Annotated in this window: 9 protein-coding genes; 8 read left to right on the forward strand and 1 reads right to left on the reverse strand. The window is 54.2% G+C overall.

Features of this window, described 5'->3' with window-relative positions:
• Positions 1–4: 4 nt before the first annotated feature.
• From DHf2319_RS04725 to DHf2319_RS04755, 7 genes are read left to right on the forward strand one after another with little or no spacing between them, the layout of a single operon-like run.
• Positions 5–3145 carry a multidrug efflux RND transporter permease subunit gene (locus DHf2319_RS04725; protein ID WP_243479667.1) on the forward strand — a complete coding sequence of 1047 codons (3141 nt, stop codon included), beginning with the start codon at positions 5–7 and terminating at the stop codon, positions 3143–3145.
• Positions 3142–4650, forward strand: coding sequence for an efflux transporter outer membrane subunit (locus tag DHf2319_RS04730; RefSeq protein WP_243479668.1), 1509 nt, complete (start codon positions 3142–3144; stop codon positions 4648–4650). The genes DHf2319_RS04725 and DHf2319_RS04730 overlap by 4 nt, the downstream gene beginning before the upstream one ends.
• Positions 4647–5417 carry a pyridoxine 5'-phosphate synthase gene (gene pdxJ / locus DHf2319_RS04735; protein ID WP_243479669.1) on the forward strand — a complete coding sequence of 257 codons (771 nt, stop codon included), beginning with the start codon at positions 4647–4649 and terminating at the stop codon, positions 5415–5417. The genes DHf2319_RS04730 and pdxJ overlap by 4 nt, the downstream gene beginning before the upstream one ends.
• On the forward strand, positions 5414–6481 hold the full coding sequence (nagZ, locus tag DHf2319_RS04740; protein ID WP_243479670.1) for a beta-N-acetylhexosaminidase: 1068 nt from the start codon (positions 5414–5416) through the stop codon (positions 6479–6481). Before pdxJ ends, nagZ begins: the two co-directional genes overlap by 4 nt.
• A complete protein-coding gene (gene uvrC / locus DHf2319_RS04745; RefSeq protein WP_243479671.1) occupies positions 6462–8345 on the forward strand; it encodes an excinuclease ABC subunit UvrC in 1884 nt (627 codons plus the stop codon). Before nagZ ends, uvrC begins: the two co-directional genes overlap by 20 nt.
• 59 nt (positions 8346–8404) lie before the next feature.
• Positions 8405–8974 (forward strand): CDP-diacylglycerol--glycerol-3-phosphate 3-phosphatidyltransferase, encoded by a 570-nt coding sequence (pgsA, locus tag DHf2319_RS04750; RefSeq protein WP_243479672.1) that lies wholly within the window; start codon positions 8405–8407, stop codon positions 8972–8974.
• Positions 8975–9034: 60 nt separating this feature from the next.
• Entirely contained in the window at positions 9035–10291 is a 1257-nt protein-coding gene (locus tag DHf2319_RS04755; RefSeq protein WP_243480010.1) for an MFS transporter, read from the forward strand.
• Here DHf2319_RS04755 and queF read toward each other — a convergent pair.
• The gene (gene queF, locus DHf2319_RS04760) at positions 10263–11114 is read right to left on the reverse strand and encodes an NADPH-dependent 7-cyano-7-deazaguanine reductase QueF (RefSeq protein ID WP_243479673.1); all 852 of its coding nucleotides are present in this window, start codon (positions 11112–11114) and stop codon (positions 10263–10265) included. The genes DHf2319_RS04755 and queF overlap by 29 nt on opposite strands.
• A 282-nt stretch (positions 11115–11396) precedes the next feature.
• Here queF and aceA point away from each other — a divergent pair, with 282 nt between their 5' ends.
• Complete coding sequence (gene aceA / locus DHf2319_RS04765; protein WP_243479674.1) at positions 11397–12704, forward strand: isocitrate lyase; 1308 nt, start codon at positions 11397–11399, stop codon at positions 12702–12704.
• Positions 12705–12823: the final 119 nt, after the last annotated feature.

Below are 12823 nucleotides of genomic sequence, written 5' to 3' on the forward strand. Positions count from 1 at the left end.
TCACATGTCTCAGTTTTTTATTCATCGGCCGATTTTTGCGTGGGTGGTGGCTATCCTGATCACCGCAATCGGTTTGTTGTCGCTTCGAACCATGCCAGTGGCGCAGTACCCCGATGTGGCGCCACCGGCGATTCAGATTTCTGCCACTTACCCCGGGGCTTCGGCCGCGGAAGTGGCCGAGTCGGTGACCAGTATCATCGAGAATGAGCTCAATGGCGCAAAGGGTTTGATCTATTACGAGTCGGTCAGTGACTCCAATGGACAAGCGCAGATCACGGCAACGTTTGAGCCTGGTACCGATCCGGACCTTGCCCAGGTGGATGTGCAAAATCGTGTCTCCAACGTGGCTGCCCAATTACCTGACGCCGTGAATTTGCAGGGCTTGAAATTTGAGCAAACCAGCTCGGGTTTCTTGATGGTGGTGACCTTGTCTTCTGATGGCGATCTGGATGCCACTGCGTTAGCCGATTACATCAAGCGCAACGTACAAAACCCGATCTCGCGGGTGCCGGGCGTAGGCCGGTTCCAGCTGTTTGCTGCGCCGCGTGCTATGCGCATCTGGATCGACCCTGACAAACTGGTGGGGCTTGATCTAAGTGTACAGGAGGTCAATAACGCCATTCGCTCCCAGAATATTCTGATTCCTGCGGGTGTTCTGGGTGGACCGCCCAATCCAGAGAGTCAGCGGGTAGCCGCCAACATCACCAGTAATGGCCAGCTTACCGATGTGGCGGATTTTGAGAATGTGGTGATTCGCGCCAACACCGATGGATCGTCAGTGCGCCTGAAGGATGTGGCGCGAGTCGAAATCGGTGCCGACAACTATCAGTTTGGTGCCCGTCTGAATGCCAAGCCGACAGCGGCATTTGCGGTGGTGTTGGCACCGGGTGCCAATGCACTTGAAACAGCAGAGGGCGTTCAGGCCCGAATGCAGGAACTCGCGCAGTTCTTCCCGGGCGATATTTCTTATGCGATTCCATACAACACAGCGCCCTACGTTCAAGCATCGATCGAGCAGGTGGTTCACACACTGTTTGAGGCCATGGTGCTGGTGTTTATCGTGATGTTCGTTTTTTTGCAGAACGTACGCTACACAGTCATCCCGGCACTGGTGGTGCCGGTGGCCATGATGGGTGCCTTTGCAGTCATGAACACGTTTGGTTTTTCGGTCAATGTGCTGACCATGTTCGCGATGGTGTTAGCCATTGGCATTTTGGTCGATGATGCGATTGTGGTGGTTGAGAATGTCGAGCGCATCATGGCCGAAGAGGGGTTATCGCCACGCGAGGCGACCATCAAAGCCATGCCCCAGATCTCGGGCGCCATCGTGGGTATCACCGTGGTGTTGACGGTGGTATTCCTGCCCCTGGCATTTATGGCTGGATCGGTAGGCGTGATCTACCGTCAGTTTGCTGTGGCCATGTCGGTGTCAATTTTGTTCTCGGGTTTTCTGGCGCTGTCGTTTACGCCAGCGCTTTGTGCCACGATTTTGAAGCCCATTGGCAAAGGCCATCATGAAGAAAAGCGTGGATTTTTTGGCTGGTTTAACCGTAGTTTTCACAAGACCACGACCAACTATGAGGGCATGGTCAGCCACCTGATTCATCGACCCGGTCGTTATATGACGATCTTTGTGTTGCTTGTGGCACTGATGGGTTACTTGTATGTGCGCTTGCCAGGTGCATTTTTGCCTGAGGAGGATCAGGGCTACATCATTGTAAACATCGAGTTGCCCTCTGGGTCATCATCCACGCGCACCATGGAAGTGATCAACCAGGTTGAGAATTACTTTTTGAACGAGCCGACCACAGAGGATATTGTCGCGGTCCGTGGTTTTAGTTTTAATGGCAACGGCTTGAATGCAGCCTTGGCGTTCGTGCCACTTAAACCGTTTGATGAGCGGCAAGGACCAGGTGATTCAGCGATGGCGATTGCCGGCAAAGCCACTGGCATGCTGCTGGGATCCATACCCGATGCACTGGTATTTGCGGTGATTCCACCAGCGATCTCTTCGCTGGGCAATGCCAGCGGTTTTGATTTCCGCTTGCAGGATCGGTCGGGCGCAGGTTATCCGGCTTTGTTGCAAGCGGCTGGTCAGATGTTGGCTTTGGCAGCACAAAACCCGATCCTCTCTCAAGTGCGTATCTCTGGGTTGGGCCCGGGTGCCCAGCTGAGCATCTCGATTGACCGAGACAAGCTGGCTGCCATGGGAGTGAGCTTTCAGGAGGCAGCCGCCACCCTGGGTACAGCCATGGGTGGCCAGTATCTGGGCAAGTTTCCCAACACGGGTTGGATGCAAAATGTCTGGGTGCAGGCTGATCAGGCGTTCCGTGACAGCGTTGCTGACATCATGAATCTGAATGCGCGTAACGCGCGTGGCGAATTGGTGCCATTGGCCTCATTTATTGATGTGCAATGGGATCAAGGTCCTACCCAAGTCGTGCGCTACAACAGCTACGATTCGATTCGGATTTCTGGTAGCGCTGCGCCTGGTTATTCGTCTGGACAAGCCATGGACGCGATGCAAGGTCTGATGGCTGAGCTGCCCGAGGGCTATGGGTTTGAATGGACTGGTTTGTCTTATCAGGAAATTCAGGCTGGTGCACAGGCCCCGATTCTGATGGCCTTGGCCATCATCACGGTATTTCTGGTGTTGGCCGCACTATACGAAAGCTGGGCGATCCCGCTGTCGGTCATGCTCGTGGTGCCCTTGGGCATGCTGGGTGCGGTTGCATTGATTTCGGCACTTGGCATGAATAACGATGTGTACTTTCAAGTGGGGATGGTGACCGTGATTGGTCTTTCCGCTAAGAATGCCATTTTGATTGTCGAGTTCGCCAAAGATCTGCATGCGCAGGGCATGGGTCTGTACGAGGCGGCTGTCGAAGCTGCCCGACTGCGTTTTCGTCCCATTCTGATGACTTCCTTTGCCTTCATTCTTGGTGTTGTGCCATTGACGCTGGCATCAGGTGCGGGTGCAGCTAGTCAACAGGCCGTGGGCTTTGGTGTGCTTGGTGGCATGCTGGCGGCTACGCCATTTGCTGTCATTTTTGTGCCGATTTTCTTCGTCACGGTATTGAAATTCTTCAAGACCAAAGTCAGCCGCTTGCATGGCGCCTCCGGTAGCTCGGGGGGTAAGTCATGAAGCCTTTGGTACCAATCGTTTTAGTGTCCGCCATTGCAGTGGCTGGCTGTAATCTCGCGCCCAAGTATCAGCAGCCCGAGATGCCTGTGCCATCGAGCTTTCCTGAGCAACCGCAACTAAGTTTTGATGCGGCCACTGGCAGCGTGTCACGCCAGACCGTGGCACCAGAGGTGATTGCACCGGGCTCTGAAAGCGCTGCAGACATGCCATGGCAGACTTTTTTTCCTGATCAGACCTTGCAGTCACTCATATCGATTGCGCTTGCCAATAATCGTGATCTGCAAATTGCGGTGGCTCGAATGGATGAGGCGCAGGCGATTTGGGGGATACAGCGCGGGGAGATGTTTCCCACCCTGGGGGCTGGTTTCACAGGGGCCCGCCAGCGCAGTCCTGCCTTCGGTGTGGGTCCTAATGTCATCACCAGCCAGTACGCAGCCGGTGTGGCAGTCACGACATTTGAGCTCGATTTGTTCGGTCGTTTGCGTAATTTGTCGGAAGCTGCGTTCCAGCAGTATCTAGCCACGGCTGAGGGAGCCAGGGCAGTCCAGATCACTCTGGTTTCGGATACTGCTGTTCAATACTTTCGTTTGCGTCTGGCTCAGGCGCTCGTTGCTTTGACCCAACAGACACTTAAAGCGCGCCAGACCAGCTATCAGCTGGTCAAAGCCCGCTTCACCAATGGCGTGGCTTCTGAGATGGACACGGTACAAGCCAAAGTGCTGGTGGACGCAGCTGCCGCTGACCTTGCGCGTTACATCCGAGACGAACAAACCGCACGAAATGCCTTGAGCGTTTTGATTGGTAAGCCCGTCCCTGATATGGGTCCATCGCCTGTTGATTTCGATGATGCCGAGCTGCTAGCCAATATCCCGGCTGGCTTGCCTTCGGAGCTCTTGGTGCAACGCCCTGATATTCGTGCCGCAGAAAACCAGTTGCTGGCAGCCAATGCCAATATTGGTGCTGCACGCGCGGCATTCCTGCCTAACATCAGCTTGACGGGTAGTGTGGGTACTGCCAGCACACAGCTAGGTAACTTATTCAAGTCGGGTAGCGGTGCCTGGGCTTTCACGCCGTCGATCAGCGTGCCGATTTTTACCGGCGGCAGTCTACAGGCCAGTCTGGCACAGTCAGAGGCAGCCCAACGCGCTGCGATTGCCAGTTACGAGCGTCAAATTCAACAGGCATTCCGCGAGGTGGCTGATGCCTTGTCTGGGGAGGCGACCTTAAATGCACAGCTACAAGCCCGAGCAGCCGAGACGGCGGCAGCGCAGAAATTTCTCGATTTGAGCAATGCCCGTTTCTTTAATGGCATCAGCAGCTTTCTAGAGGTACAGGTCGCTGAAATCCAGCTCTTTAACGCGCGGGTTCAGCAGGTTTTAACGGGGTTTGAAACCGTATCGAACCGTATCAATCTATATAAGGCGTTAGGCGGTGGTTTTGAGGCTTCAGCCGTACAATCTAAAAACAGTCAACCATCAACTCTCATAGATACGAATCCATCATGATCGACTTAGGCGTCAACATTGATCACGTCGCCACCTTGCGCCAACAGCGCCACACCGCGTACCCGGATCCCATCCAGGCAGCATTGCTCGCCGAGCAGGCGGGTGCTGATTTGATCACCCTGCATTTACGTGAAGACCGACGGCATATTCAAGATGCGGATGTCTACGCCTTACGCCCACAATTGCTAACCCGCATGAATCTTGAATGTGCGGTTACTGGCGAAATGCTGGATATTGCCCTTGATGTTCAGCCGCATGACGTCTGTCTGGTGCCTGAGAAGCGCACTGAACTGACCACTGAAGGGGGCCTGGATGTGGTGGGTGGTTTTGACACCGTTGGTGGCGCAGTCGAAAAATTACACGCTGCTGGCATCCGTGTGTCACTATTCATTGATCCTGATGCTGCCCAAATAGAGGCGGCGCATCGTACCGGTGCTCGCATTATCGAGTTGCACACGGGTGCCTACGCTGAAGCTCAAAATCATGCGCAAGCACAGGCTGAGATTGAACGCCTAAAAACAGCGATCGCCCAGGCAGTTGGCTTGGGAATCAAGGTCAACGCCGGTCACGGGCTACATTACGGTAACGTAGCGCCTATTGCTGCCTTGCCTGGTATTGCCGAATTAAATATCGGTCATGCCATCGTGGCGCAGTCAATTTTTGATGGCTGGCAAACAGCCATTCGTAATATGAAAGCGGCCATGGTCCAGGCCAAGCTTGCTGGGTTGCGTGGAGAAATCGTCCCCTTGCCGGAATTTAGCCAATGAAACAGTTATCAAAAACCCATCAGAGTCGCCGTGGCCCCGTGATGATCGATATTGTTGGCCCACGCTTGAGCGACGAAGATCGCGAGCGCTTGTTGCATCCCCTGGTGGGCGGTGTGATTCTGTTTGCGCGCCACTTTGAAGACCGTGCGCAGTTGCGCAAGCTCACGCGTCAAATCCATAAATTAAAAACCCCCAAGTTGCTGATTGCCGTCGATCACGAGGGTGGGCGAGTGCAAAGATTTAGGGCAGATGGTTTTACCCATCTGCCAGCGATGGCCAAGCTTGGGCAGGTCTGGATGCAAGATCCGATGCGGGCGATGTCACTGGCGACTGCTTGTGGCCTGGTGATGGCCGCCGAGTTGCGTGCCTGTGGTGTGGACCTGAGCTTTGCGCCGGTACTTGATTTGGATTATGGCGTGAGCAAAGTGATTGGGGACCGTGCGTTTCATCGAGATCCCAGAGTGGTCGCGATGCTGGCGCGCGCCCTAGTGCAGGGCATGGCGATGGTTGGCATGGCTGCATGCGGTAAGCATTTCCCGGGGCATGGGGCGGTGACGGCTGACTCGCACCATGAAATCCCAGTTGACAATCGGACGCTGGCCCGTATTTTGAAGGACGATGCCGCACCTTATCTTTGGCTGAGCGATCTGGTAGTGCCTGCAGTCATGCCGGCTCACGTTATCTATCCCAAGGTCGATGACAAGCCTGCGGGATTCTCGCAGAAGTGGATACAGGAAATTTTGCGCGGGCAACTTCATTATGAGGGTGTGGTGTTTTCAGATGACCTGACCATGGAGGGTGCGACTGTGGCTGGCGACATCACCGCGAGAGCTAAGGCAGCATTGGGTGCAGGTTGTGACATGGTGTTGGTGTGTAACCGACCTGATCTGGTCGATGAGCTCCTGACACATTTCAGGCATGAGCTTAAGGGTAAGTCGGTTGAGCGGCTCTCAAGGCTCGTCCCTAAACTGAAGGCGCGCAAGTGGTCAGCATTGGCTCGCTGGCCGGCTTATCAGCACGCGCTGGCTCTGGTACAAAGCGTGGATGAGCAAACCAACGACTGATACAGATGTGTCTGGCGATGCCGATGCGCAAACGCCAGACACTGCCCAAGCCGACATTAAGGCGCTACTAGCAGGCTTGCCTCACCTGCCTGGGGTATATCGACATCTGGACGCCAGTGGCGAGGTGCTTTATGTTGGCAAAGCACGAGACCTTAAAAAGCGCGTCAGCTCCTATTTTCAAAAGACAGGCCACAGTCCACGCATTGCCCACATGGTGGCGCGCGTGGCCAATATTGAGGTGACGGTCACTCCATCTGAGGCTCAGGCGCTCCTCCTTGAAAACAATCTCATCAAGCAGCTCAAGCCTCGTTACAACATTCTGTTTCGAGACGACAAGTCCTACCCTTATCTAATGGTCTCAGACCATGCAGCTCCCAGGATTAACTATTACCGTGGTTCGACACAGAGGCCAGGACAGTTTTTTGGGCCATATCCCAATGCCTGGGCGGTACGTGAAACCATTCAGATCCTGCAAAAGGTGTTTCGCTTGCGCACATGCGAAGACACGGTCTACGCCAACCGTACCCGGCCATGTCTGCTGTATCAAATCAATCGTTGTTCGGGCCCATGCGTGGGACACATCAGCCTCCAGGACTATGAGCATGATGTCAAGCGTGCGACCCAGTTTTTAAAAGGTCAGACTCAAGTGGTGCTGCACGATATCGAAGAGCGTATGCTCGCAGCCTCTGAGGCACTGGAGTTTGAGCAGGCTGCTGCCTTGAGGGATCAGATGTCGGCCCTGTCTCGGGTTTTACAGCAGCAGACCATGGAGCATTCTGATGGTCAGGATACCGATGTGATTGCCATCGCCATGGCGGGTGGCAAAGCATGCGTCAATCTTGCCATGATTCGAAACGGCCGTCATCTGGGGGATCGTGCATTTTTCCCTGCTCATCTGAATGATGATGACGCCGGTGACATTCTGGAAGTCTTTATGGCGCAGCACTATGTTGAACATGCGCTACCCCCGGTTATTGTGGCGTCCACTGCACCAAAGGATGAATCAATCGTGGCACTGTTAAGTGCCGCATCTCACGGCAAGACCCGTCTGTTGACTCGCCCGCAGGGGGTTCGCCGCTCTTGGCTTGAACAAGCCAGCCATAACGCGCAGCTTGCTCTGGTTCGGGCATTGACCGAAGGCGGTGCGCGTCATGCCAGAACACTGTCTTTGGCCGAGACCTTGAGTCTTGAAACTGATCAACAGTCGCTTGAAGAGTTGCGCATTGAATGCTTTGATATCAGTCACACCGCAGGTGAGGCTACACAAGCGTCTTGCGTGGTGTTTCATCATCACGAGATGCAACCGTCACTTTATCGTCGCTACAACATCGAAGGCATCACCCCAGGTGACGATTACGCAGCGATGCGTCAGGTCCTCACACGTCGTTACGCCAAAGTGGCTGATGGGCAGATGAGTATGCCCAACCTGGTGTTGATTGACGGTGGCAAGGGTCAAGTCCAGGTGGCACGCCAAGTGTTTGAGGAATACGGCTTGGACTTGAGTGTCCTGATTGGTGTGGCAAAAGGAGAAAACCGCAAGACTGGTCTGGAGACGCTCGTGTTTGCTGACGGCAGACCACCATTGGTGCTCGGCGCAGCCTCGGCTGCACTGATGCTGATTGCCCAGATACGCGACGAGGCTCACCGGTTTGCGATTACAGGCATGCGCGCCAAACGTGCAAAGGCTCGCCAGGGATCAAGGCTACAGGATATTGAAGGCGTGGGGGCCAAACGTCGGCAGAAGCTTCTGAATCGTTTCGGTGGGCTGGCAGGCGTGGGTGCTGCGAGTGTGGAGCAACTGGCTTCGGTGGAGGGTATCTCGCTGGATTTAGCCAAACGCATTTATGCTGCCCTGCACGAGTGAGTTATTGGCTAAAACTTTCTGTAAGATAGTTACATTGGCCGCTGCAAAAGTGACACGATATGCCGTTTAATTTTCCGATTGCGCTGACTTGGTTACGCATCGCCATCATTCCGTTCTTCGTTGCGCTGTTTTATGTGCCGGATGCTATTTTGCCAATGGGCTTGCGCGATGCAGTCGCGGCCTGGCTATTCGTGGTTGCCGCACTGACAGACTGGCTTGACGGTTGGTTGGCTAGGCGTTGGAACCAAACCTCATCATTTGGTGCGTTTCTCGATCCGGTGGCTGACAAACTCATGGTGGCCGCAGCACTGCTGGTGTTGTTGCATCTGGACCGTGTGGGCAGCTTGGTGGCTTTGGTGATTATTGGCCGAGAGATTGCGATTTCAGCTTTGCGCGAGTGGATGGCACAGATTGGTGCGGGCGCTAGTGTTGCTGTGCATTGGCTGGGTAAGTTCAAAACGGCTGCGCAGATGATTGCCATCCCTTGTCTGTTACACCATCAGGATTGGTTGGATTTGCCCGTTGCGCTGATTGGACAGGTGCTGATCTGGGTGGCGGCGGCCTTGACGGTTTGGTCGATGTTTTACTACCTTAAGAAAGCCTGGCCTGAAATCCAGGCCCGCACATAAGCGAGCTCCACTCTTTTTTCAGGACAACACCTCGTGAGCCAGACTGCCACCTTGCCACCGATGCAAAGCTCGCCGGGGCCCTCGGCCCGAGACGACTGGAGAACCATTGGACTGGTTGGCTCGGCACATGCAGGTTCGCATTTCTTTCAACTAGTCATTCCGAGCCTGTTTGTGCCATTGGGTAATGCCTTTGGCTTGGATTTTGCCCAGCTTGGATTGTTAATGACCGTGTTTTTTGTAGTGTCTGGTTTGGGGCAGATCGCATCGGGCTTTATCGTTGATCGCATTGGCCCGCGCCCGGTGCTCTGGTTCGGTATGGCCACCTTTGTGGTGTCAGCGGTCTTGTTGGGCACCGCCGGTGGATATGGCACGCTGATGCTAGCCGCGATTGTGGGTGGTATTGGCAACTCGGTGTTTCACCCGGCCGACTTTTCTATTCTGAACCACAGGGTCACGCCCAATCGGCTCGGACATGCATTTAGCGCCCACAATCTGACCGGCACGCTGGGCTGGGCTTTGTCACCCCTATTTGTGGTCAGTGTGGCCGAGTGGCTCGGCTGGCGTGTGGCCGCCTTCGGCGTGGCAGCGCTGATGGCGATTATTTTGCTGGGACTGTTGTGGGGTAAAGATTCCCTGTTTGTGCAAGGTACGCGCGATGGGTCGGCGCAAGCAGCCGTGGCTGGCGATTCATCTGGGCCAGGCCTGGTAGCTGTCTTGTTGCAGCTCTTGGGTTCACCGGCACTGTGGGGTGCATTTCTATTTTTTGTATGTGCGACGGTCGCGTTTTCTGCGGTGCAGAACTACACCATTCCACTGATGGGTGAGATTTATGGCATGTCGGTGGTTGCCGCCGGTACGGTGCTATCAGGTTATATGGCGGGACAGATTTTAGGAATGCTAGCCGGGGGTTTCCTGGTAAATGCCACACTCAAAAGCGAATTGGTGGTGTTTGCTTCCTTGATTGCCGCGGCAGCGGTATTCGTGCTGTTGGCCTCTGGTTGGGTGCCGCTGGCGCTCGCTGCTCTCGCAATGGCACTGGCAGGCTTTTTCTCCGGACTGTCTGCGCCGTCTCGCGATATGCTGGTGCGCAAAGTGACCCCTAAAAAGTCGGTCGGATCCGTTTACGGTTTGGTCTACTCCGGACTTGATGTCGGCTCGGCGCTTGGCCCTATCATGTTTGGTCTGTTACTGGATGCTGGCGTGCGCAGCGGTCCCTGGTTAGGTGCAGCGGTCGCCTTTGTCGTCGCCGCGCTCTTGGCCAATCAGATTGGTCGCGCAGGTCGGGGACCTACTGTTGGGCGCTACGCAACAAATTAGGCTCAGCGGTGTCTGGTGTGGCGCGCCATGGGTTAATGTCCATGCCGCCTCTGCGGGTGTAGCGCGCGTAAATCGACAGGCTTTGCGGTTGACAATGGGTCATGATGTCACAAAACATTTGCTCAACGCATTGCTCATGAAATCCCTGATGTTGCCGAAACGACACGATATAGCGAAGTAGGGTGGCGTGATCGATCGCCCGGCCTCGATAGGTTATGTGCAGGCTACCCCAGTCAGGTTGACCGGTTACAGGGCAATTGGATTTCAACAAGCGAGAGAACACCGATTCAGAGATCAGCTTGTCTGACGCCAGTCTCAATAAATTGGGGTTGGGTTCATATTCGTTGATGCTGATATCTTGATCATCAAGACACTTGCTGTCTTGGCCAGGTTCTGAGACTGGCTCTTGGTTGAATCGATCTGGCGTGATGATCTGCGTCTTGACCTTGGCCCCAGCGGCAGCGTCAATGTCTGCCTCGATTCGTTCTTGCAGGCTGTGAATCGATGAGAACCGCTCGTTGTTCAAGCTATTCAGGTACAGCTTGAAAGATTTAGACTCAACAATGTTCGCACTCGTCGCAGGCACCCAGACCTTGAGTATGGCGGTGCAAGGCAGGCCATTGAGGTTTAGCCAGGAAAGTTCGTAGCCACGCCACAAGTCCCAGCCAATAAAAGGCAAGCTGTTTGCTGATAAGCCAATGGCATCCCGACCGAGTGAGCGTGCAATCGGATAAAGCAAAGACGGATCATAGTGGCTCGGATAGCGACTGTCCTTGCCTAGCGGGAGTGCTTGATCGTGGGTTGGGAGCTCGGGTGACTTCATGTCCCGCATTGTAGTGTGCGTCAATTTCATTTTGTGAAACTCGCGTTTCACAATACAAAATGAATTGATGCGCTGCGTCAATCGGTCATTTCACAAACCTAAAAATGATTTCTTATCATGAAATAAAAATTATAACCTATTGAATTTTATAGAAATAAAATATTGTCTTATATAAGACATAAGAGCTGTTTGCGTTGCACAAGACCGGTAGACTTATTCCCAAGCTTCACCGAATTCTTTTTTGTTTTTTTAATTCTTATTGAAACCTTCAGGAGATTGGAAATGAACACTCGTGAAACCGCCATCCGCGCTCTGCAGAAAGAATGGGCAGAAAACCCACGCTGGCAAGGCATCAAGCGCGACTATAGCGCTGAGGATGTTGTGCGCCTGCGTGGCTCGACGTTGGTTGAGCATACGCTGGCCCGGCAGGGTTCAGAAAAGCTTTGGAACCTGTTGAATACCGAGCCTTTCATCAATACGCTTGGTGCACTGACTGGTAACCAGGCTATGCAGCAGATCAAGGCTGGTTTGAAAGGCATTTATCTCTCTGGCTGGCAGGTAGCCGGCGATGCCAACCTGGCAGGCGAGATGTATCCTGACCAATCACTGTATCCCGCGAACTCGGTGCCCATGGTGGTTCGCCGTATCAACAATGCTTTGCAACGCTGTGATCAGATCCAGTGGATGGAAGGTAAGAATCCGGGCGATGATGGCTACATCGATTTCCTTGCACCGATTGTGGCAGATGCTGAAGCCGGGTTTGGTGGCGTTCTGAACGCTTTTGAGCTGATGAAGGCCATGATCGAAGCCGGTGCCAGTGGCGTTCACTTCGAAGACCAGTTAGCCTCAGTCAAGAAGTGTGGTCACATGGGTGGCAAGGTGCTGGTACCCACTCGCGAAGCGGTCAGCAAGCTAAGCGCCGCACGTTTGGCTGCCGACGTGATGGGTGTCCCCACTGTGTTGCTGGCGCGCACTGACGCTGACGCTGCAGATTTGGTGACCAGCGATATTGATGATAACGATCGTCCGTTCATGACGGGTGAGCGCACGGTTGAGGGTTTCTTCCGCACGCGCGCTGGCATTGATCAAGGCATTAGCCGTGGTCTGGCCTATGCACCGTATGCGGATCTTATCTGGTGCGAGACCGCCACGCCTAATCTTGAATACGCCCGCAAGTTCGCTGAGGCCATTCACCGCCAGTTCCCTGGCAAGCTGCTGGCTTACAACTGCTCGCCTTCATTTAACTGGAAGAAAAACCTCGATGACGCAACTATTTCGAAGTTCCAGCGTGAATTAGGTGCCATGGGTTACAAGTTCCAGTTCATCACGCTCGCGGGCTTCCACGCGCTGAACTACGGTATGTTTGATCTGGCCTATAAGTATGCACGTGAGAACATGTCGGCGTTTGTTGAGCTGCAACAGAAAGAATTTGCAGCGGCCGATCGTGGTTTCACCGCTGTGAAACATCAGCGTGAGGTCGGTACAGGCTACTTCGATGCGGTGACGCAAACCATTGAAGGTGGCCAAGCGTCCACCACAGCGTTGACCGGTTCAACCGAAGAAGCTCAGTTCGAAGAGGCGCACGCCTAAGTTGTTTGTTGCTAGTTAAGACGGTCGTTACACAGGACCCGTCAATCAATCGGCCACCACGTTTGGTGGCCGATTGCATTGGAACAGGCAAAGTTGATATAGATCAAGGCCAGGATTTT

It is taken from the genome of Orrella daihaiensis, from assembly GCF_022811525.1.
In the GTDB taxonomy this organism is placed as follows: Bacteria; Pseudomonadota; Gammaproteobacteria; order Burkholderiales; family Burkholderiaceae_B; genus Algicoccus; species Algicoccus daihaiensis.